This is a genomic window from Lentzea sp. NPDC036955 (assembly GCF_055608005.1).
Genome location: NZ_JBVJRC010000003.1, coordinates 715,855 through 734,522, shown reverse-complemented (window position 1 = coordinate 734,522; position 18,668 = coordinate 715,855). Strand labels below are relative to the sequence as shown.

The window sequence follows — 18,668 nt, the reverse complement described above, 5'->3', positions numbered from 1 at the left end:
GGGGTGGCGGGTGCCGAGCTCTGACTTCGGTCCGGACGGGACGCAGGCCCCGCCGCCACCCCCGCTGTTCCCCGACCCGCTCGCCGGGCTGGTGACGGCCGACACGTGGGTGGCACCCCAGTGGTCCTCGCTGCGGACCGCGTCGTTCTCGTCACGTGTGGCGGTGCCGACACCTCCCGATCCCACCGAGCAGGTGCGGCAGGCCGTCCAGGCCCAGCTGGAACAGGAGCGGCGGCGCCCGCAGAGCCGCCGGCCACGACCGGGGCAGCAGGCCGCGCAGTGGCCGCAAGTGCCTGCCGCACAGGCGCAGCAGCCCGTGCAGAAGCCCAACACCGCCGCTACCGTGGTCGGCTGCATCGTCGTCCTCGGCTTCTTCGTGCTGGTGCTCGTGAGCGTCCTCGGCGCGATCTTCAGCGGATAGTGACCTTTCGACGTCGAGAGTCCGGCGTCGTCACCCACTACATCCGGTTACCCTGATCGCACCCGCACGGGCGAGCAGAGGTGACTGAGATTCAGGACGCGGACACACCAGCGACGCAGGCAGACCCGGCCGGGTCCGCCCAGTCCAGCGTGTCCACGGTCCACCGGCTGCGGTCGGTGCTCGCGATCCGGCCGTTCCGCCGGCTCTGGCTCGTCACCTACCTGTGCAGCGTCGGTGACTGGCTGTCACTGCTCGCGTTGACCGGTCTGGTCTCCGAGATGCTGAACAGCTACCAGTGGCAGTCGTTCGCGCTGTCGCTGGTCGTGCTGACCCAGCTGCTGCCCGGCATCCTGTTCGCCCCCGTCGGCGGGGTGCTCGCCGACCGCTTCGACCGGCGCAAGGTCATGGTCGTCTGCGACGTCCTGCGCGGGTCGCTGTTCATCTCGATCGCGCTGATCGGGTCGCCGATCTGGCTGTTCGTGGCGAACTTCCTGGTCGGCTGCTGCGCGATGCTGTGGATTCCGGCCAAGGAGTCGGCGGTGCCGAACCTGTTGCGCCGGCCCGACCAGGTCGAGTCGGCCAACCAGCTCGGCCTCGTGATGACCTACGGCATTTCGACCATCAGCGGGTTCGGCCTGTACTCACTGATAGCGGGCGTGCCGGCGTACCTGAACCTGCAGGGCGGCGACCTCGAGTTCCGCATCGCGACCATCGCCGTGATCATCAACGGCCTGCTGTACTTCACCTCCGCCGTCCTGATCGCCACCCGGCTGCCGGAGCTGTCCGGCCGGGCCGCGCGGCAGAAGAAGGAGGTCGACGCCGACAAGCCGGGCTTCGTCGCGATGTTCCGCGAAGGGGTCAGGTTCGCCGCCGCGACGCCGCTGGTCCGCGGCCTGGTGATCGGCATGATCGGCGCGTTCGCCGCGGCCGGTGTCGTGATCGCGACGGCGAAGCTCTACGCGACCTCGCTCCTCGGTGGCGCGTCGACGTTCGGCCTGCTGTTCATGGCCGTGTTCCTCGGGCTCGCGGTCGGCATGGCGACGGCACCCCGGTTCGCGCGCAGGCTCGCCTACAACCGGCTGTTCGGCGTGACGATCGTCGGCGCGGGCGTCACGTTGACGCTGGTCGCGCTGGCCCCGAGCCTGTGGCTGGCGCTGCTGATGGTGTCGCTGGTCGGCCTGTGCGCCGGCGTGGCGTTCCTGACCGGTCTCACGATCGTGGGCTCGCAGGTCGAGGACGAGATGCGCGGCCGCACGGTGGCGTTGATCCAGTCGTTGCTCAAGGTCGTGCTGTTCGGTGCGTCGGCCGGTGCTCCGCTGCTGGTCGCGGTGCTGCAGAAGCGCACGGTCAGCATCTTCGGCCACCCGATGGAGGTCGACGCGACCCGTCCGGTGATGCTCGGTGGCGCGGTCATCGCGATCGTGCTCGGTCTCGTCGCCTACCGGCAGATGGACGACCGTCGCGAAGAGCGCGTGCTGTCGTCGTTGTTCGCCGCCATCCGCGGACGCTCGCGCACCAAGGGTCTGCTGATCGCCGTCGAGGGCGACACGCGTCAAGACACGTCCGTGCAGGCCCGTCGGCTCGCGGCCGCTCTTCGCGCCGAGGGGTTCGAGGTGCTGCTTGCCGCCGACCCCGAACACGACGAACGCCGTCTGCGCACGATGCTGTCGTCCGCCGAGCTGGCCGGCGTGCGCGCCCAAGCCCTCGTCGCCGCCGCCGTGCGCGCCGATGTCGTCGAACGGCAGGTGCGTCCCGCGCTGGACGAGGGGTCCATCGTCGTGATGGAGCGCTACGTCGACTCGCCCCTGGCGCACTTCAGCGCGACCGGCACCCTGGAGCACCAGGAGCTCGAAGGCCTGGTCGAGTGGGCCACCGGCCGCCTGCGCCCGGACCTGACGATCCTGCTCGACCGCCCGGTGTCCGACGGCAAGGCGATCGGCCTGGAACAGCACTGGCGGGTCCAGCGCCTGCTCAGCGAGATGGCCGCCGCGAACCCCGACCGCTACCTGGTGGTCGAGACCGACGGCGACGCCGACACGACCGCGCACCGCGTCCACACCGCCGTGCTCCCGCTGCTCGCGTCCCGCAAGAAGGTGCCCGCGGAAGCCCCCGCCCCGACGTCGTGACCGGCCCGGCCGCTGGGAGACTGCACCCATGAGCGTGTGGGACGAGGTGGTCGGCCAACCCGACGCGGTGGCAAGCCTGTCCGCGGCGGCCGAGGCAGCCGCCACGATCGTCGCCGGCGGCACCCCGGCACCCGGCGTGATGACCCATGCCTGGCTCTTCACCGGCCCACCCGGCTCCGGCCGTTCGTCCACGGCCCGTGCGTTCGCCGGCGCGTTGCAGTGCGTTGTCACCGATGACCGCCCAGGCTGCGGTGAGTGCACCGGCTGCCGCACGGCCCTGCACGGCACACACGCCGACGTGCGCGTCGTCATCACCGAAGGCCTCTCGATCTCCGTGGCCGAGATGCGCTCCCTCGTGCAGATCTCCGCCCGTCGCCCCACGTCCGGCCGTTGGCAGGTCGTCATCATCGAGGACGCCGACCGCCTCACCGAGGGCGCCGCGAACGCGCTGCTGAAGGCCGTCGAGGAACCCCCGGAGCGCACCGTCTTCCTGCTCTGCGCCCCCTCCGACCACCCGGAGGACGTCTCGATCACCATCCGCTCGCGCTGCCGCCTCGTCCCCCTCGGCTCCCCCCGCCCCCCGGCCATCGCCTCAGCACTGGAAGTCGTCGACGGCGTGTCCCCTGAGATGGCCTCCTGGGCCGCCTCCGTGTGCGGCGGCCACGTGGGCCGCGCCCGCCGCCTGGCCGTCGACCCCGAAGCCCGCGAACGCCGCGAGGCCGTCCTGCGCATCCCTCTTGCCCTGCGCAAACCCGCCGACGTCTTCACCTGCGCCGACGAGCTCATCAAGGCGGCAGAGGAAGACGCCACCACCGCCAACGAGGCCCGCAACGAGGCCGAACGCACCGCCCTGGAAACCGCCATGGGCGCCGGCGGCACCGGCAAGGGCACCGCAGCCGCCACCCGCGGCGCGAAGGGCGCGTTGAAGGACCTCGAAAAGCGCCAGAAGTCCCGCGCCACCCGCACCCAGCGCGACTCCCTCGACCTCGCCCTGGTCGACCTCGCCGGCTTCTACCGCGACGCCCTGGTCACCAAAACCGGCTCCGAGGCGTCCCTGATGCACCCCGACCGCGCCGCCGACTCGCGCACCGCCGCTGCCCAGTGGTCGCAGGAGTCGATCCTGCGCCGCCTGGAGGCCGTGCTGTCCTGCCGGGAGGCGATCGAGGTGAACGTGAAGCCGCGCATCGCGATCGAGGCGATGGTCACCACGCTGCACCGCGGCTGACGCGCGGTTCTCGGGTGCCGCTGGTCCGCCCCAGCAGGTGCACCCGACTCCGCCACGCCAGCGTCAGCCCGGAACACGACGCGGCCGGCGCCGGACCGGGAGCGCCGCCACCACCACGACCCCGACGAGCAACAACCCGGCACCGGTCCAGAACAGCGGAACCGACTGATACGCGGCGTTCGTGTAGGCGAGCGGCGGTGCCTTCTTGGGCGGCGCCGCCGCACCACCCGGCTCCTGCGGAGCGGGCGTCTGCGGCGGCTGTGACGTTCCGCACACCACGCCGCCCTGCGGTGCCGCGGCGCGGACGATCTGCTCGCCGAGCGAGATCTGCGCGAGCGCGGTGGGCAGGTTCGGGAGCTTCAGCTTGTCCGTCGGCAGGAGCTGCACGTCGAGCATCCGCGCGGTCGCGCCGAGCTGGTAGCCGGTGAAGCCGTTGCCGGAGAAGGCGGCCTTCTTCTCGGTCAGGCCCGCGATCTGCAGCTTCACCACGACCAGGTCGAGCAGCAGCGGCACGTCCAGCACCGGGTGGGCGGCGTCGAGGGTGCCGAGGTCCTTGCCGTTCTGGCTGACCTTGAGCACCGGCGCGGTGTAGCTGATCGTCGAGGTCTTCTCGTCGCCGGTCGCGGTGGCGGTGAGCGTCGGCGGGGTGACCACGTCGATCTTCAGACCGCCGGCGAGCTCGATGCTGACCGCCCGCATCGTCGACGTGGACGCGACGGCCTTGTTCTTGCTGCCCGGCAGGTCGACGAGCCGGACGGCGGAGCTCGCCTCGAACGTGTCCGGGATGCTCACCAGCCCGGTCTTGGGCGCCAGCGGCACCTCGGCGGGCAGCGCGCTCAGCACCTGCAACCCGGCCAGCGACGTCGTGGCCGTGGCGAGCGGGCTGATGCACGGCCCGACCTCCTCGTCCCACCGCGCCTGCACGCTGCCGTTGAGCACGCTCAGCTTCGCGAGCGGCGTCTCCGGGATCGGCAGGCCGCCCTTCGTGGGCTGCGGGTTGTCCGGGATTGCCGTCTGCACCAGCGTTCCCGGCGTCTGCGGCGCCCGACCGGCCACCGCGAACCCGAACGGGTTGGCCTGCGTGACCACGCGTTCCGTCGCCAGGAACGCCTCGGTGTTGACCTGCGCGCTCGACAGCCCCAGCCCGAGCTCGGTCACCGACTGCTTCGGCAGCTGCTCACCGAACCCCGGCAGGATCGTGCTCGTCGGAACGCCCTGCGGCCCGAGCCGCACCACCGCGAGCCCCGTGCCCGCGTCACCGACCGCGTGCGCCAACGGCTGCGGCCCGTTCGGCGACGACGCCGGCGGCTGGTTCGGGTCCCTCGGCCCCGGCACCGGTGTGGTCGGCGGCTGGGCGAGTGCCGGCCCTGCGGCGAGTGCCAGCAGCAGACCGGCCAGCGGCACGGAGAACGAGCGACGCATGAACCACTCCTCGACGCGGACTAGGAGACGGTGACCTCGGTCACGGTCGGTTCAACGATGCCGACCCCCGTGAGTGACGGGTCCACGGGTCAGCTATAGTTATCGCGTCTCGCCGCCTTAGCTCAGTCGGCCAGAGCGGCTCACTCGTAATGAGCAGGTCATCGGTTCGATTCCGATAGGCGGCTCGGTGAGATAAGACCCAGGTCAGGCTTCCTGACCTGGGTCTTTCTGTATCCGCAGGTTCGTGACGAGTTGTAGACCTGCGCTGCTCTGGGCCTCGTGTGTGCTCGAAGTATGCCCATCGGTTCCCGGTGGACTTGCGCGGGACGAGCTTGGTCGCCGCTTCGGCGGCACGGTGAGCGACCTCGGGCGGGACGCTCGTGTAGATGTCCGATGTGATCGTGATGGACGGGTGACCGAGCATCTCCTGCACAGTCTTCATGTCTGCGCCGCCCGCGAGAGCGAGCGTCGCTGCACCGTGCCGCAGGTCGTGCAGCCGGATCGGCGGCAGGCTCGACGTCCGCACGATCTTCTCGAACGCCTCGGACACCTTGCCTGGGTGCAGCGGCGTCCCGTTGGCCTCGGTGAACACGCGGCCTGTGTTGATCCAGGCCTCGCCCCACTCCAACCGTTCGGCTGCCTGCTGCGCCTTGTGCGTTCGCAGGACTTTGACCGTCTCGGCGTCCAGCGCAACGACTCGTGCACCGCTGGACGTCTTCGGGCCTCCCTCCTCGACCTCCCAGCCGGCGAGCACGAGCTGAGTTGCGACCGTCGCCGTCCTCGTGTCGAGGTCGACGTCTGACCAGCGCAACCCGCAACCCTCGCCCCGACGCAGGCCCCGGAACGCGATCAGGTGATGCAGCCCGTACAGCCTGTCCTCGTGCACCAAGTCGAGGAACTCGCCCGTCTGCTCTGGAGTCCAGACCATGACCGGTGACGGCTTCTCGCCGGACCGCTTCCACTGCTCGACGCGCTCGGCTGTCCACACCAGGGCCTTGGGGCGCTTGCCTGGTTCGACGCTGCCTCGGCCGTCACGTAGCCGGAGCGGCGGAGCAGCCGACGCTCACCGTCCGCTGTAGACGAGAGTTCTTGACGGATCGCTACCGTCCCGTGTGCTCGCTGACGCTGACCGGTATGTCATAGCAACTCGCGGCGTGTACGAAACTTGGAGTTATTTGACCAGCTGCCACTTGCCGCACCGCTGAGTGGTGAAGCTGCCGTCTGTTGATGCGATCGTCACAGTGATCGACTGGGCGTGTGTGGCGAAGTTGTTGTCGATGATCTCGCCGTCAGGCCGTGTCCGCTCCCAGTAGCAGTCATCAACGCTGAACAGCGTGCGGTACTTACCGGGCTTGATCTTCCCCTTCCCGGTACCGATCTCGTAGGTTCCGCTACCGAAGGGAACGTTGCCTTCGAGAACTTCGTTCAGTGCGCCTTGGTGCTCGGCGCACAACAGCGGTATGCCGATCTTGAAAATCTCTAGTCTCTTCGCATCCTCGTTGATCTGCCCCTGGAGGAACTCCGACGCGGTCACGTACTGAGCCGGGGTCGTCATGCTCTTGCACACGTCGAGCACCCATGCGGATGCCGTGCGGTATGTCGTGCCTACAGCCGAGTCGAGCCCTGCTGCCTGTGCGGCCTCATCGACCTTCTCCGCTGGAGTGAGTTCTCCAGGTTTGACCCACACGGTCGCAGTCGAGTGGGTGCTGCGGTTGGCCTCGATCGAACTCACGACCCACTTGTTCAGGGACTCGGGGAGCGTGCCAGAGGTCGAAATCTGGAAGAGGTTCGACTTCTTGGTCGCATGCGTCACATAGACGTAGTAGCCGAGTTTCTGGATCTCGGCGACCGCTGTGTTCGCAGTGACGCCCACGTACTTGGCTGTGTCGATCACAGGCGGAAGCGGTGCGGCGGAGGTAGTCGTGGTCGTTACCGCCGTTGATGATCGGGACGGTTCAGACGAAGGACTTGCAGCGCCGCAGGCGCACAGCGTGACTACTACGCCTAGCGCGATGATGGGCAGCGTGAATCGGCGCATGCGGAACTCTTTTCGCAGTCGCTAGTGGGTGTCACATCTGGCTGCCAGGCATGCCCTGTATCGGTGTGAGACCAGCAACGCGTTACCGACCGTGGTCGTCCACTGAGATCGACTCAGCCGATCCTTATCAGCCCGGTGTCAGAAGGGCGTTGAGGCGTTGCAGTGCCAGCTGCCCGCCCGTGCTGATTTCGATGAGTCCGCCGTCGTCGGCGGCGCGGATCGTTCGCTGGATCTGATGCGGCAGGCGGTGCGTCTCTGCCGCAAGGAGTGCGGTGCGCAAGGCGTCCCGTGCGCCGTCTCGCTGGCGTGCTGCAAGCAGAACCTGTCCGGCGGTGACTCGCTCGATGATGTGCCATTGCGGCGCGACCGGCGGCGCGACCGGCATGTTCGTCTGCATGATCCGGACCGCCTTGGCGGCTCGGCCAGTCGTGACCAGCCCGCGTAGTTCGATCTCCCGGAACGTGAACGGGTTGAACAGCATGCTGCGGCCGCCAACGTCGTCGAGCCGTTCGCGGTACCCGTCGATCGCGAGGTCGAACAGGTCCGGGTCACGGTGTTCGCCTGCGGCACGAGCGAGCAGTGCGAACGCGGCTCCCTGCCCCTCACGATCCTCGGACACGGCAACCGCCCGGCTGAGTCGAGCAATTGCTGCGCCGGCGTGGCCGGCCTTGCGCAGTTCGTTCCCGTGCATCCGGAGCGCGTGAGCGAGGAATGCCTGATCGCCGAGGCGCTCGGCGATCACGAGTGCCTTGCCCGTCCAGCGGGCAGCAGCCACCAGCCGTTCTTCAGGCAGCACCGTGCCGAGCGAGACGCCGAGCGCGGCACGGCCCTGACCGAGCAGGATCATTGTGTCCCGTTCGGCCCGTCCCTCGGCGGCTCGTGCCTCAAGCCGAGCGACCAGCGGCCACAGCTCGTTGACGGCGTCGACGGCCCTGCCGGACTGGCGTGCGATCTCAGCAAGGCGGATGGTCGAGTCACCGAACTGGATCATCGCCGCGAAGTCGGCGTCGTCGTTGTCGGTCACGCCGAGCGCGTGCATCGGCAGCCCGAGCGTCCGCGCGATGTGCCGGCGCGTGGCGACGTCGCTGATGTTCCGGCGACCGGTCTCGATCATCGACACGTAGGTCTTGTCGTAGCCGAGCAGCGCGGCGAGCCGTTCCTGACTGAGCTTGTTCAGCCTGCGGTACACCCGCAGGATCGTTGCCAGGTCACGACTTCTGAGGGCCGCGGTTGCCTCTGGTGCCGACCACAACCACACGGCGGGCATGAGTCGGCGAGCAGGGACGACCGGGGCGACGTGGCGAGCACTCGCGTGACAGGTGGGGCAGATCGGCTCGACGGCAAGCCGACTCAGCTCGGCTCCACACGCGTCACACCGCCCGCCCGTCACGGCTCACCTGACCGCGTCCGCGCGCAAACGTTCGAACCACGCTGCGATTGACCGCTTGTAGCCCTCTGGCATGTTCAAGCCGGGCACTTCGTCCTCGGTGAACAGGCCGATTTCTTTGTGCTCGTCGGACAGCACGGGTTCGCTGTCGCCATTCGGGTGGCAGCCGTAGGTCACGATGAACACGTTCTTCTCGGCGACGTTGATGTAGTACATCCACGTGTCGAGGATCGGCCCGGTCGTCACCTTCCACTGCGTCTCTTCGGTGATCTCGCGGGCAACGCACTCTTCCGGGGTCTCGCCTGGCTCGATACGGCCGCCCGGCAGCTCCCACTCCTCGCGCTCGTTCTTCAGCAGCAACACCTTGCCGTCGCGGACCACCACGCCCTTGATCGAGACGGGGTAGGCAAGCTGGCTCATCGAGGAGTCCTCCGTGATCGCAGGCGGTTGCTCAACGGCAACGTAGCACCGGAACTCACCGTGCTGAGGCGACGCGATGTTGACAGCCTGTCACTGGACGTGGTGGCCCGAACGGCGTTCTGCTGATCCTATGGACGAGTCGTTCCGGGAGGTAGACGCCATGATCGAGCCATATCGCGTCAACGCGGACTCCACCGACCTGGTCGGGCTGATCGCTGAGCGGGGACTCGCTGTGGTCGACGGTCTCGACGGCCCCGAGGACCTGCTGAGGCTCGCGCAGTCGATCGCCGTAGTCGTTCCGCATCGCGACAGCGGACCTGACGGCGTCACCACGATCGCTGACCTCGGTGAGTCCGTCGTGCGTAGCGGGTTCGCGGGCTTCAGCGCGTGTGCGCTCAACCCGCACACCGATCGCTCAGGCATTCCGCACCCGCCCGCCCTGCTGATGATGAGCTGCACACAGGCTGCGACAACCGGTGGCGAGTGCGTGCTCATCGACGGCCAGGCCGTGTACGACGATCTCGCCGAGTCGGAGCCCGAAGCGCTCATCGCGTTGAGCACGCCGCGTTCCGTGCTGTTCGGCGGTGCGGCAGGGCATCTCAGCTCGGTCTTCAGCGACAACGGTCGAGGTCGAATCGCCGTCAGACTTCGGCTCGATGAGCTCGCTCAGTTCGCGCCTGAGGTCAACCGGTGGATTCCGGCGCTGCGGGCGGCGATCGATCGCCACGCGTTCGAGTTCAGGCTCACTGCCGGGCTGGGCTACGTACTCGACAACCACCGCTGGCTGCACGGCCGGCGAGCGTTCACCGGGCAGCGCGTGGTCCACCGCGTGAACGGAGATCCGTTGCCGGAACTGGTTGTGGCGACCGGTGTTCGCGTCCGGGCGTTGAGTGATGCCGCATGAACGACGACGCAGCGATTCCGCGTTTCCCCGTGCTCGTGCACCGACCACGCCTCGTCCACGGCGTCGGAGGCCAGCGCCACGACCAAAGCCCGTGCGGTGGCGCGGAAGTCGGCGATCAACGCCTCCACGGCCGGCCGCAGCAGGGTGAGCTCGTCGTCGGAGATGAGCCGCAGCACCAGGAGTTGGCGTTGCCCGCCGATCACCGCGACGTCCGGTGGCAGCACGGCGCGCAACGCGGACGCCGCCTCGGTCGCCTCCTGCAGGCCCGCGGTGAGCGGGATGCGGAACGGGTGCCCGCGGGTCAGGTCCACGGGCGGCACCCTAACCGCAGGTCGCCAGCGCCTTCTCCAACGCCGATCGCTCCGCCGGTGCCACCGTCAGGGCGTAGGCGGTCTTCACCGTCACGTAGATCCGCCCGTACGAGCACGCGTAGGCCGCGTTGGGCGGCATCCACTCGTCGGGCGTCTTGTCGCTCTTCGACTGGTTGACCTTGCCCGAGGTCGCCACGAGGTTGCGCAGGTCGTTCGCCGCCGCCACGCGCTTCTCCGCGGGCCAGGCCGCCGCTCCGCTGCGCCACATCTCGGCGAGCGGCACCACGTGGTCGATCTGGATCGAGGACACCTTGGTCACCTGCGAGCCGGTGTAGGGGTCGTCCAAGGTGCCGGACTGCACGCCGCAGCGGCCCGGTTTGCGTTCCACGGCGGTCAGGTCGCGGGCGAGGACCTGGCTGCGCTGGTCGCAGCCGTCGCCGTCCACGTCGGACCAGGGCCGGCCGAACACGCAGGCGCCGGGGCAGTCGCGGTCGTAGCCGCGCAGCGTTCCCGGTGCGCCCGCCGGCAGCGAGGCGAGCGAGGTGCGGGCCGTGGCGGCGTCGAGCGTGCCCGCGGGCACTCGGTCGACCTGAGCCGAGGTGGGGAGCGCTGCACACCCGGTGAGCAGGAAGATGAGCAAGATCCACCGCATGGGGTGGGCATACCCGCCGCGCGTGGCGGTCATGGCGGCCCATCGGCCTAAAAGCCGGGGGACGAATGGGTCGCGACGACGCCCGGGCTGCTCGACGAAGTCGTGCGGAAGTGGGTAGAACGGCAGGCATGAGAACCGCCGTGGCGGCCGCCGCCCTGCTCCTGCTCGTCACCTCGTGCTCGAGCGAGCCGGAGCTGCCGCCGCGCGAGCTGCCCCCGGTGGGTGCCGTGTTCGACTACCAGATCGGCGGCGCCTACCAGCCGGACGTGCCGGTGAAGATCGTCGTGCGGGACCGCAGCAAGACGCCGGACGGGCGGCGCTACAACATCTGTTACCTCAACGCCTTGCAGACGCAGCCAGAGGGCATGGAGGGCGGGCTGGGGTGGTGGCGGCAGCACCACGCCGACCTGCTCGTCAAGAAGCAGGACGGTCAGCCCGCCATCGACGCGGAGTGGTCCGAGGGCATCCTCGACATCTCCACCGAGGACAAGCGCGCCCGCATCCTGGAGATCCAGAAGAAGTGGATCAAGGGCTGCAAGCAGTCGCTGTTCAAGGGGATCGAGCCGGACAACCTCGACTCGTACACGCGCTCGGACGGGGCGTTCGACCTCGGCGCCACCAAGGAGTTCATGAAGGGCTTCGTGCGGTACGCGCACGAGCAGGGGCTCGCGGTGGCGCAGAAGAACACCGCCGAGCTGGGGACCGCGGGCAGGCAGGAGATCGGCTTCGACTTCGCGATCACCGAGGAGTGCCAGGTCAACGACGAGTGCGGGCGTTACGCCGAGGCGTTCGGCGACAACTTCATCCAGATCGAGTACACCGACGACGGGTTCCGGAAGGCCTGCGCCGATCGCGGCGGACGGGTCTCCGTCATCCGCCGCGACCGGAACGTCGTGCCGTACGGGCACGGCGACTACGTCTACGAGCTCTGCCCGCCCGGGGTCTGAGCCAGGAACGCCTGCCACTTCTCCGCCTGGCCGGTCGCATCGCCGAACAGGTGGTGGCCGACCGCGTTGGTGCCGTGGAAGCGGTAGAGGCCGTCCTGCCCGCGCACGCCGAGGAACCTGTGCGCGTCGTGGCGCACCACGTAGTCCACGACCCCGTGCACGCCGAACGGTTCGAGGGAAACCTCGTCGCCGACCTCCGCGTTCTCCGGGATGCCGAGCGCGCGCATCAGCACCGGCCAGTTGTCGGCGCCCTCCGGCTGCGGCGGCCACTGCGCGAACACGTACGTGCCGGGCCGGCCCGCGAAGTGCCGCACGTACTGGGCCAGCGTGAACAGGTACATGTCCCAGCCCTTCGACTGCTGGTCCACGAACTCGTCGCCCCAGCCGTCGCCGAGGATGCCGCTGTGCACGAACCGCAGCACGGTCGAGCCCTGCTCACGGCCCTCGACCAGGAACTCCATCGCGTGGAACGTGCCGTCCTCGCCCTTGTCGCTGGAGTAGGCGAGGTGCTTGCCCGGCTCCCAGGCCGTGATCGTCGAGCTCTCCTGGAAGAAGCCCAGGTCGAGCGACATGCGGCCGCCGAGGCGCCCGTCGACGGTGTGCGGGCCCATGAACCACGAGTCGATGCCGGGTCCGGTCGCGATGGCGTCCCAGACCTGCTCGGGGGTTCCCCCGACCTCGACTTCCTTGCTGATCTCGAACTCGCGGGTCACGACTCCTCCTCCTTGGCGCTGACGCTCGGGTGCAGGGCGACCACGATCCGGTGTGGACGGCCCCCTTCTGCCTGCTCGTCGTGGTACTTGGCGACCAGGTGCGCCACGCAGCCCGCGAGCTCCTCCGCGAACGCCGCCCGGTCGGCCGCCGTGGCGAACCGGACCTCGCCGTCGAGCGCGAACGTGGCGAGCCGCTTCTTCGCCTTCGTCGCCCCGGTGAGCAGGGTTCCGACGTCGCGCACCAGCCTGGCCGCGACGGCGAGCAGCCACCGCGCGGACAACCGGTCGGGTGAGCGAGCTGGGTCGGGCTGCACGGCCGCGAGCGCGGTCGGGGAGATGACGTAGGACGCCGCGGTCGCCTGCAGCAGGCGTTCGTTGACGTTGCCCTTGCGCCGTTCCTCGACCAGCTCCACCAGGCCGTGCTGCTCCAGCGTGCGCAGGTGGTAGTTCACCTTCTGCCTGGGCAGACCCACCTTCGCGGCGAGCATGGTCGCCGATCCGGGTTCTGCCAGCTCCGCGAGCAGCCGCGCCCGCACGGGGTCCAGCGACACCTCGGCCGCGGACGGGTCCTCGATCACCGCCACATCGAACATGCACCCACGGTCGCACCGAAAACAAAATTAGTCAAGAACGGTCGTGCTGTCGGTGACTTTGCTCCAGCCGGGTGGCTTTGGGACCGGTGCCGTAAGCGATGTCTCGATTGGTCGTTGCTCGTTCACAACCTCCAGGGAGACAAGATGACCATGATGCTCGTCCTGACCGTGCTCGCCTTGCCGTTCGCCCTGAACGCCGCGAACGTGGGCAGGCGCAGGTGGATCCGCAAGCAGGGCGTGGCCAGGGTGTGCGCCGGGCTCGCCGCGTTCCACGCCGAGCTGGCGCGCCAGGGCCTCAGCCACTCCTCAGGGCGCTGAGCACGTCCCCCGACGGGGACAGCCGGGTGACGACGTCGCCGTAGCGGTCCAGCAGCGCGGCCGCGACGCCCTCCGCGGACGACCCCACGACGGCGAACTCCGCCAGCACGTCGTCCGTGACCAACGCGCTCATCTCCGCCCACTGCTGCCGCCGCGACATCCGGTGCAGCTCCTCGTGCAGCTCGCCCCAGCCGTGCAGGTCCAGCACCGCCCTATACGCGGGCGTCGACCCGTAGAACGCGATCTGCCGCTTGACGTCGGCGATCTCCTCGTCGGTGGTCGCGGCGAACACCGGGCCGCTGATCTCGAAGCCCTCCAACGACTTCCCGGCCTTGGCGCGGCCGCGTTCGAGAGCGGGCAGCGTCACCTCGCGCAGGTAGCGCGGCGTCGTGAAGTTGTGGCACAGGAAGCCGTCGGCGACCTCACCGGCCACCTCCGTCATCCGCTCGCCCACACCGGCCAGGTAGATCGGCGCGGTGCCGTGCGGGTTCGGACCGGGGTTGAAGAACGGCGTCATCAGCGCGTGCGTGTAGAACTCGCCGCGGAACGCCAGCCGCTCGCCGGTCTCCCACGCGTGCCAGATCGCCCGCAGCGCCAGCACGAACTCCCGCATGCGCGCGGCGGGCCTGCTCCACGGCATGGAGAAGCGCTTCGTGATGTGCGCCTCGACCTGCGAGCCCAGACCGAGGTTGAACCGGCCGCCCGACAGCAGCCGCAGGTCGTTCGCCGTGGTCGCGACGGTCATCGGGTTGCGCGCGAACGCCACCGCGATGGCCGTGCCCAGCTCGACCCGCTCGGTGGCCGCGGCCGCGCCGGCGAGCGCGAGGAACGGGTCGTGCTTGGTCTCGGCGAGCCAGAACCCGTCGTAACCGCGGTCTTCCGCCCGCTTCGCGATCGTCCCCGCGTCGCCGGGGGTGTAGTCGACAGCGCTCCAGTCCAGCTTCATACCGGCGAGGTTATTGGCCGTGGGCCGCGGTGCGCGTTATCGGCGCGGTGCTTCGCAGGCGATGCCGTTGCGGTTGCCGTCGAGCTCGACCCGGTAGCCGGGCTGACCCCAGGGGATCGGCGCGGCACCGGCCCGCCAGGCGTCCTCGCAGGAGGCGAAGAACACCGGCTTCGGCTTGGGCGTTGTCGTCGTCGGCCCGGGAGCTGGCGCGGGCGGTGGCGGCGGTGGGGGAGGAGGCGGTGGCGTGGGCGTCTCGGTGACGTCCCTGCCGTTGCACGGCGGGCCCCAGAACCCGAGCGTGCCCTTCACGGCCGCCGCCTCGGCCTCCTTCATCGCCGCCGTCGCGGACGTCGTCGCGCGGCCGGCGCCGTTGCCCAGCGCGAGCAGGGCGTAGTCGGTGCCGTCGGAGAGGGTCAGCGCACGCGACTCGGGGTCGAAGCGCACCTGCTGGTCCAGCAGCATGCGCGCGGCGAAGTCGCTCGCCGCCCTCGCCCAGCACGCGCCGGGCGAGGCGAGACCGCCGACCTCGACGGTCCTGCCGTCGGACAACGTCACCGCGTGCCCGTTGACCACGGTCTGGACCGTGAGCTCCAGCTTGGCCGGCGGGACCGACGCCGTGGTGGTGACCGGCACGTCGACCGGCACCGCCACCGGAACCGGACGCGCGTGCTGCGCGTTGCCCGTGCACCCCGCGCACAGGGCGGCAAGCAGCACTCCGCCCGCAGTTCTCCACCCCGACATGGGGTCGAATATGCACCCGGCCCGGAGTGTGGCCAAGGTTACGTATTCCGCCGCGATCGGTTCACGCGGAGACCGTTTTGAGACCTGGAACCGCGCAGGTCAGCCCGTGCGGACCGGCTTGAGCGTCCAGACGACGACCATCTCGCCGGTCGTGACGCCCTCGGCGTTGGTGATCGTGACGGTCACCGGGAACTCCGGGCGGGTGCCGCCGTCGAGCTCCGCGAGCACCTCGTCGGCGGAGCGGCCGAGCACCGCCTCGGCCTTGAGCGGGCCCATCGCGAGCTTCCTGTACGCGATGTCCGCGCGGGCGACCAGCGGCGTCGCCTTGGCCATGTGCTGGGCGAACGCGGCCATGACGACGGCACCGGAGGCCGTCTCACCGAGGCCGAACATCATCGCGGCGTGCGGGCCGCCGACGTGGTTGCGCAGCGTCTCGTCGTCGGGCAGCGACGCGACGACGCGCGTGGCGGAGACCTCGTCGAAGTCGATGCCGGTGGTCTTCACGTACGGCACGGCCTGCTTCATGGCGTCGGCGATGAACGAGACGTCTTGGCTCATGAGCACGGATGCTACTCGCGAGTAACCCACTCGGCTACCCGCCAGTAACCGAACATACCACACTTTCCTGGGGTGTGACTCGAAACTCGCTTGCACATCGGCGTACCGAGATGGATGCTTGTAGCGAGCAACTAGTTGGGTGATACAAGCAACGAGGTGGGCGATGTCAGATCCGGGCGGGTGCGTCAACGGCGTCACCGGTGTCGGCGTCGATCCCGAGCACGAGCTCGCGGACCGCGTCGGCATGGCGATGGTGCGGCTGAACAAGATGCACGCCCAGGTCTCCCACCAGATGGCGAAGCAGGGGATGGACAAGTCCGCCTTCGTGCTCCTCGCGACGCTCTCCGGTCTCGGTGAGTGCCGTTCGAGCGCGCTCGCGGAGGCGGTGCTCTCCGACCCGTCCACGGTCAGCAGGCAGGTCGCCGGGCTGGTCAAGGACGGGCTCGTCGAGAGGCGTGCTGACCCGGCTGACGGCCGGGCCAGTGTTCTCGCGGTCACCGGAGCGGGCCGCGAGCTGATCTTGAAGCGACGCCGGATGCGCAACGAGGCGCTCGAGCAGGTGTTCGCGGACTGGGCCGACGAGGACTTCAAGGGCTTCGCGGACCTGTTCGAACGCTTCGTCCACGACTACGAGCGCACGATTCCGGCGCTTATGACCGAACGCGGGACGGGGACCCGCGCAGGAGGGGAAGACCAGTAATGTCAACGACAACCGATGCGACACCCACGCCAGGGGTTTCCCTGACGCATCGCCAGATCATGACGATCCTGTCCGGTCTGCTGCTGGGCATGTTCCTCGCGGCGCTGGACCAGATGATCGTCTCCAGCGCCATGAAGACCATCGCGGACCAGCTGCACGGGCAGACGCTGCAGGCGTGGGCGACCACCGCCTACCTGATCACCGCGACCATCACGACCCCGTTGTACGGCAAGCTGTCCGACATCTACGGGCGCAAGCCGATGTACCTCGCGGCGATCTCGCTGTTCCTCGTCGGCTCGCTGCTGTCGGGCATCGCGACCTCGATGTACGAGCTGGCCGCGTTCCGCGCCGTGCAGGGCCTCGGCGCCGGCGGTCTGATGTCGCTCGCGTTCGCGATCATGGCGGACATCATCTCGCCGCGGGAGCGCAACAGGTACTCGGCGTACTTCATGGCCGTGTTCGGGTCGGCCAGCGTGCTCGGCCCGGTCATCGGCGGCGTGTTCGCCGGTCTCGACACCTTCATCGGCGTCACCGGGTGGCGCTGGGTGTTCCTCGTGAACGTGCCGATCGCGCTGCTCGCGCTGTTCGTCGTCGGCCGCGTGCTGAACATCCCGCACAAGCGCGTCGACCACCGCATCGACTTCGGTGGCGCGGCCGCGCTGACCGTCGGCCTGGTGCCGCTGCTGATCGTGGCCGAACAGGGCCGCGAGTGGGGCTGGGCGTCCGCCACGGCGATCACCATGTACGTGGTCGGCGTCCTGGGCCTGCTGGCGTTCGTGTGGGTCGAGAACCGCATGGGCGACGAGGCGCTGCTGCCGATCCGGATGTTCCGCAACCACACGTTCGCGCTGGGCAACACGATCAACTTCGTGCTCGGCGTCGGCATGTTCGGCGGCATGGTCTCCATCCCGCTGTACCTGCAGATCGTGAAGGGCGTCTCGCCGACCATGTCCGGTCTGATGCTGCTGCCGATGACGTTCGGCATCATGTCGGCCACCGCGACGGCCGGCCGGATCACCTCGAAGACCGGGCGCTACAAGATCTTCCCGATCATCGGTGCCGGCCTGATGTCGATCGCGCTGTTCCTGTTCAGCACCATCGGCACCGACACGCCGAACTGGCTCGTGATGGTCTACATGTTCATCATGGGCGCGGGCCTGGGCCAGTGCATGCAGACGCTGCTGCTGGCGATCCAGAACGACGCCGAGCCGCGTGACATGGGCGTGGCGACGGCCTCCGCGACGTTCTTCCGCCAGATCGGCGGCACCGTCGGCACCGCGGTGTTCCTGTCGATCCTGTTCAGCACGGTCGGCGACAAGATCGCGTCCGGACTGCGGTCGGCGATGCAGACCGAGGCGTTCAAGTCGGCGCTGGCGCACAACCCGGAGTTCGCGAAGTCGCTGCAGAACGCGGGCGGGTCCGGTGTGGACATCAACAACACCGAGTTCCTGAACAACCTCGACCCGGTGCTGGCGCGGCCGTTCCTCGACGGCTTCTCCGGTGCGATCGACACGGTCTTCATGACCGGCGGGATCGTGATGGTGGCGGCGTTCGTGCTCGTGTGGTTCCTGCGCGAGAAGCCGCTGTCGAACAGGTCGGGCCTGGAGCGCGTCGCCGACGCGGAGTCCGTGGCCGTCTAGGGACGCGAGAACGAGAAGAGGGGCCGCGCTGATCCAGCGCGGCCCCTCTCCCGTGCGTGCCTCAGTGGCCCTCGCCGTGCGCCTCGGCGTCCTTCAGACGCTGGTAGGAGCGCTTGATCTCGGCCTCGGCCTCGGTGCGACCGACCCAGGTCGCGCCCTCGACGCTCTTGCCGGGCTCCAGGTCCTTGTAGACCTCGAAGAAGTGCTGGATCTCCAGGCGGTCGAACTCCGCCATGTGGTGGATGTCGCGCAGGTGCTCGTGCCGCGGGTCGTCGGCCGGCACGCACAGGACCTTGTCGTCGCCGCCCTTCTCGTCGGTCATGCGGAACATGCCGATGGCGCGGGCCTTGATCAGGCAGCCGGGGAACGTCGGCTCCTGGACGAGAACGAGGGCGTCCAGCGGGTCGCCGTCCTCACCCAGGGTGTCCTCGATGAACCCGTAGTCGGCCGGGTACTGCGTAGACGTGAACAACGTGCGGTCGAGGCGGATGCGACCAGTCTTGTGGTCCACCTCGTACTTGTTGCGCACGCCCTTGGGGATCTCGATCAGGACGTCGAACTCCACTGGTCCTCGCTCATGTAGCCCATTCGTGACGCCACTAGTGT

At 69.0% G+C, this 18,668-nt stretch carries 19 protein-coding genes, 1 tRNA gene and 1 pseudogene; 9 read left to right on the top strand and 12 right to left on the bottom strand.

Annotated elements, in window-relative coordinates; genetic code table 11:
* Window positions 1-10: 10 nt before the first annotated feature.
* The 3 genes from ACZ7CF_RS12760 to ACZ7CF_RS12750 all read left to right on the top strand — a co-directional run bounded on the left by ACZ7CF_RS12760 (window position 11) and on the right by ACZ7CF_RS12750 (window position 3,772).
* Window positions 11-421 carry a hypothetical protein gene (locus ACZ7CF_RS12760; protein ID WP_360385162.1) on the top strand — a complete coding sequence of 137 codons (411 nt, stop codon included), beginning with the start codon at window positions 11-13 and terminating at the stop codon, window positions 419-421.
* An 80-nt stretch (window positions 422-501) separates the two neighbouring features.
* Window positions 502-2,547: a bifunctional MFS transporter/dTMP kinase gene (locus ACZ7CF_RS12755; RefSeq protein WP_470369620.1), complete on the top strand. Its 2,046-nt coding sequence runs from the start codon at window positions 502-504 to the stop codon at window positions 2,545-2,547.
* A 28-nt stretch (window positions 2,548-2,575) separates the two neighbouring features.
* A complete protein-coding gene (locus ACZ7CF_RS12750; RefSeq protein ID WP_470369619.1) occupies window positions 2,576-3,772 on the top strand; it encodes a DNA polymerase III subunit delta' in 1,197 nt (398 codons plus the stop codon).
* A 63-nt stretch (window positions 3,773-3,835) separates the two neighbouring features.
* On the opposite strand, the gene ACZ7CF_RS12745 is transcribed toward ACZ7CF_RS12750, so the two are convergent.
* Window positions 3,836-5,194 (bottom strand): hypothetical protein, encoded by a 1,359-nt coding sequence (locus ACZ7CF_RS12745; RefSeq protein ID WP_458429659.1) that lies wholly within the window; start codon window positions 5,192-5,194, stop codon window positions 3,836-3,838.
* 111 nt (window positions 5,195-5,305) lie between these two features.
* On the opposite strand from ACZ7CF_RS12745, the gene ACZ7CF_RS12740 reads away from it, so the two are divergent.
* Window positions 5,306-5,379, top strand: a tRNA-Thr gene (locus ACZ7CF_RS12740).
* A gap of 248 nt (window positions 5,380-5,627) precedes the next feature.
* Here ACZ7CF_RS12740 and ACZ7CF_RS12735 read toward each other — a convergent pair.
* The 4 genes and pseudogenes from ACZ7CF_RS12735 to ACZ7CF_RS12720 all read right to left on the bottom strand — a co-directional run.
* Window positions 5,628-6,122 (bottom strand): annotated as a pseudogene (locus ACZ7CF_RS12735) (tyrosine-type recombinase/integrase); the annotation flags it as partial.
* Window positions 6,123-6,365: 243 nt separating this feature from the next.
* Window positions 6,366-7,088 (bottom strand): hypothetical protein, encoded by a 723-nt coding sequence (locus tag ACZ7CF_RS12730; RefSeq protein ID WP_470369618.1) that lies wholly within the window; start codon window positions 7,086-7,088, stop codon window positions 6,366-6,368.
* Window positions 7,089-7,359: 271 nt separating this feature from the next.
* Window positions 7,360-8,421: a helix-turn-helix domain-containing protein gene (locus ACZ7CF_RS12725; protein ID WP_470369617.1), complete on the bottom strand. Its 1,062-nt coding sequence runs from the start codon at window positions 8,419-8,421 to the stop codon at window positions 7,360-7,362.
* A gap of 204 nt (window positions 8,422-8,625) precedes the next feature.
* Window positions 8,626-9,039, bottom strand: a complete 414-nt coding sequence (locus ACZ7CF_RS12720) for an NUDIX hydrolase (RefSeq protein WP_458429655.1) — start codon at window positions 9,037-9,039, stop codon at window positions 8,626-8,628.
* 130 nt (window positions 9,040-9,169) lie between these two features.
* Between ACZ7CF_RS12720 and ACZ7CF_RS12715 the strand changes: the two genes are divergently transcribed.
* Window positions 9,170-9,943 carry a TauD/TfdA family dioxygenase gene (locus tag ACZ7CF_RS12715; RefSeq protein WP_470369616.1) on the top strand — a complete coding sequence of 258 codons (774 nt, stop codon included), beginning with the start codon at window positions 9,170-9,172 and terminating at the stop codon, window positions 9,941-9,943.
* Between the two features lie 321 nt (window positions 9,944-10,264).
* On the opposite strand, the gene ACZ7CF_RS12710 is transcribed toward ACZ7CF_RS12715, so the two are convergent.
* Complete coding sequence (locus ACZ7CF_RS12710; RefSeq protein ID WP_470369615.1) at window positions 10,265-10,906, bottom strand: HNH endonuclease family protein; 642 nt, start codon at window positions 10,904-10,906, stop codon at window positions 10,265-10,267.
* A 128-nt stretch (window positions 10,907-11,034) separates the two neighbouring features.
* Between ACZ7CF_RS12710 and ACZ7CF_RS12705 the strand changes: the two genes are divergently transcribed.
* Window positions 11,035-11,853, top strand: coding sequence for an endo alpha-1,4 polygalactosaminidase (locus ACZ7CF_RS12705; protein ID WP_360385174.1), 819 nt, complete (start codon window positions 11,035-11,037; stop codon window positions 11,851-11,853).
* Here ACZ7CF_RS12705 and ACZ7CF_RS12700 read toward each other — a convergent pair.
* On the bottom strand, window positions 11,826-12,566 hold the full coding sequence (locus ACZ7CF_RS12700; RefSeq protein ID WP_360385176.1) for an SRPBCC family protein: 741 nt from the start codon (window positions 12,564-12,566) through the stop codon (window positions 11,826-11,828). The two genes, ACZ7CF_RS12705 and ACZ7CF_RS12700, sit on opposite strands and share 28 nt — an antisense overlap.
* Window positions 12,563-13,159 (bottom strand): ArsR/SmtB family transcription factor, encoded by a 597-nt coding sequence (locus tag ACZ7CF_RS12695; RefSeq protein WP_458429648.1) that lies wholly within the window; start codon window positions 13,157-13,159, stop codon window positions 12,563-12,565. The genes ACZ7CF_RS12700 and ACZ7CF_RS12695 overlap by 4 nt, the downstream gene beginning before the upstream one ends.
* 144 nt (window positions 13,160-13,303) lie before the next feature.
* On the opposite strand from ACZ7CF_RS12695, the gene ACZ7CF_RS12690 reads away from it, so the two are divergent.
* Entirely contained in the window at window positions 13,304-13,477 is a 174-nt protein-coding gene (locus ACZ7CF_RS12690) for a hypothetical protein (protein WP_470369614.1), read from the top strand.
* Here ACZ7CF_RS12690 and ACZ7CF_RS12685 read toward each other — a convergent pair.
* The 3 genes from ACZ7CF_RS12685 to ACZ7CF_RS12675 form a co-directional block, all read right to left on the bottom strand.
* A complete protein-coding gene (locus ACZ7CF_RS12685; RefSeq protein ID WP_360385182.1) occupies window positions 13,455-14,423 on the bottom strand; it encodes a TIGR03617 family F420-dependent LLM class oxidoreductase in 969 nt (322 codons plus the stop codon). The two genes, ACZ7CF_RS12690 and ACZ7CF_RS12685, sit on opposite strands and share 23 nt — an antisense overlap.
* Window positions 14,424-14,459: 36 nt before the next feature.
* Window positions 14,460-15,164, bottom strand: coding sequence for an excalibur calcium-binding domain-containing protein (locus ACZ7CF_RS12680; RefSeq protein WP_470369613.1), 705 nt, complete (start codon window positions 15,162-15,164; stop codon window positions 14,460-14,462).
* A gap of 99 nt (window positions 15,165-15,263) precedes the next feature.
* On the bottom strand, window positions 15,264-15,722 hold the full coding sequence (locus tag ACZ7CF_RS12675; protein WP_470369612.1) for a DUF4442 domain-containing protein: 459 nt from the start codon (window positions 15,720-15,722) through the stop codon (window positions 15,264-15,266).
* 163 nt (window positions 15,723-15,885) lie between these two features.
* Here ACZ7CF_RS12675 and ACZ7CF_RS12670 point away from each other — a divergent pair, with 163 nt between their 5' ends.
* On the top strand, window positions 15,886-16,422 hold the full coding sequence (locus ACZ7CF_RS12670; protein WP_360385188.1) for a MarR family winged helix-turn-helix transcriptional regulator: 537 nt from the start codon (window positions 15,886-15,888) through the stop codon (window positions 16,420-16,422).
* On the top strand, window positions 16,422-18,062 hold the full coding sequence (locus ACZ7CF_RS12665) for an MDR family MFS transporter (protein ID WP_470369611.1): 1,641 nt from the start codon (window positions 16,422-16,424) through the stop codon (window positions 18,060-18,062). Before ACZ7CF_RS12670 ends, ACZ7CF_RS12665 begins: the two co-directional genes overlap by 1 nt.
* A 61-nt stretch (window positions 18,063-18,123) precedes the next feature.
* On the opposite strand, the gene ACZ7CF_RS12660 is transcribed toward ACZ7CF_RS12665, so the two are convergent.
* Window positions 18,124-18,627, bottom strand: coding sequence for an inorganic diphosphatase (locus tag ACZ7CF_RS12660; protein WP_360385192.1), 504 nt, complete (start codon window positions 18,625-18,627; stop codon window positions 18,124-18,126).
* Window positions 18,628-18,668: the final 41 nt, after the last annotated feature.

Bases quoted from the DNA above. Each gene is read 5' to 3' on its own strand.
- ACZ7CF_RS12750 (WP_470369619.1), top strand. From the start codon at position 2,576: ATGAGCGTGTGGGACGAGGTGGTCGGCCAACCCGACGCGGTGGCAAGC.
- ACZ7CF_RS12745 (WP_458429659.1), bottom strand. From the start codon at position 5,194: ATGCGTCGCTCGTTCTCCGTGCCGCTGGCCGGTCTGCTGCTGGCACTC.
- ACZ7CF_RS12720 (WP_458429655.1), bottom strand. From the start codon at position 9,039: ATGAGCCAGCTTGCCTACCCCGTCTCGATCAAGGGCGTGGTGGTCCGC.
- ACZ7CF_RS12715 (WP_470369616.1), top strand. From the start codon at position 9,170: ATGGACGAGTCGTTCCGGGAGGTAGACGCCATGATCGAGCCATATCGC.
- ACZ7CF_RS12710 (WP_470369615.1), bottom strand. From the start codon at position 10,906: ATGCGGTGGATCTTGCTCATCTTCCTGCTCACCGGGTGTGCAGCGCTC.
- ACZ7CF_RS12705 (WP_360385174.1), top strand. From the start codon at position 11,035: ATGAGAACCGCCGTGGCGGCCGCCGCCCTGCTCCTGCTCGTCACCTCG.
- ACZ7CF_RS12695 (WP_458429648.1), bottom strand. From the start codon at position 13,159: ATGTTCGATGTGGCGGTGATCGAGGACCCGTCCGCGGCCGAGGTGTCG.
- ACZ7CF_RS12690 (WP_470369614.1), top strand. From the start codon at position 13,304: ATGACCATGATGCTCGTCCTGACCGTGCTCGCCTTGCCGTTCGCCCTG.
- ACZ7CF_RS12685 (WP_360385182.1), bottom strand. From the start codon at position 14,423: ATGAAGCTGGACTGGAGCGCTGTCGACTACACCCCCGGCGACGCGGGG.
- ACZ7CF_RS12680 (WP_470369613.1), bottom strand. From the start codon at position 15,164: ATGTCGGGGTGGAGAACTGCGGGCGGAGTGCTGCTTGCCGCCCTGTGC.
- ACZ7CF_RS12675 (WP_470369612.1), bottom strand. From the start codon at position 15,722: ATGAGCCAAGACGTCTCGTTCATCGCCGACGCCATGAAGCAGGCCGTG.
- ACZ7CF_RS12670 (WP_360385188.1), top strand. From the start codon at position 15,886: ATGTCAGATCCGGGCGGGTGCGTCAACGGCGTCACCGGTGTCGGCGTC.
- ACZ7CF_RS12665 (WP_470369611.1), top strand. From the start codon at position 16,422: ATGTCAACGACAACCGATGCGACACCCACGCCAGGGGTTTCCCTGACG.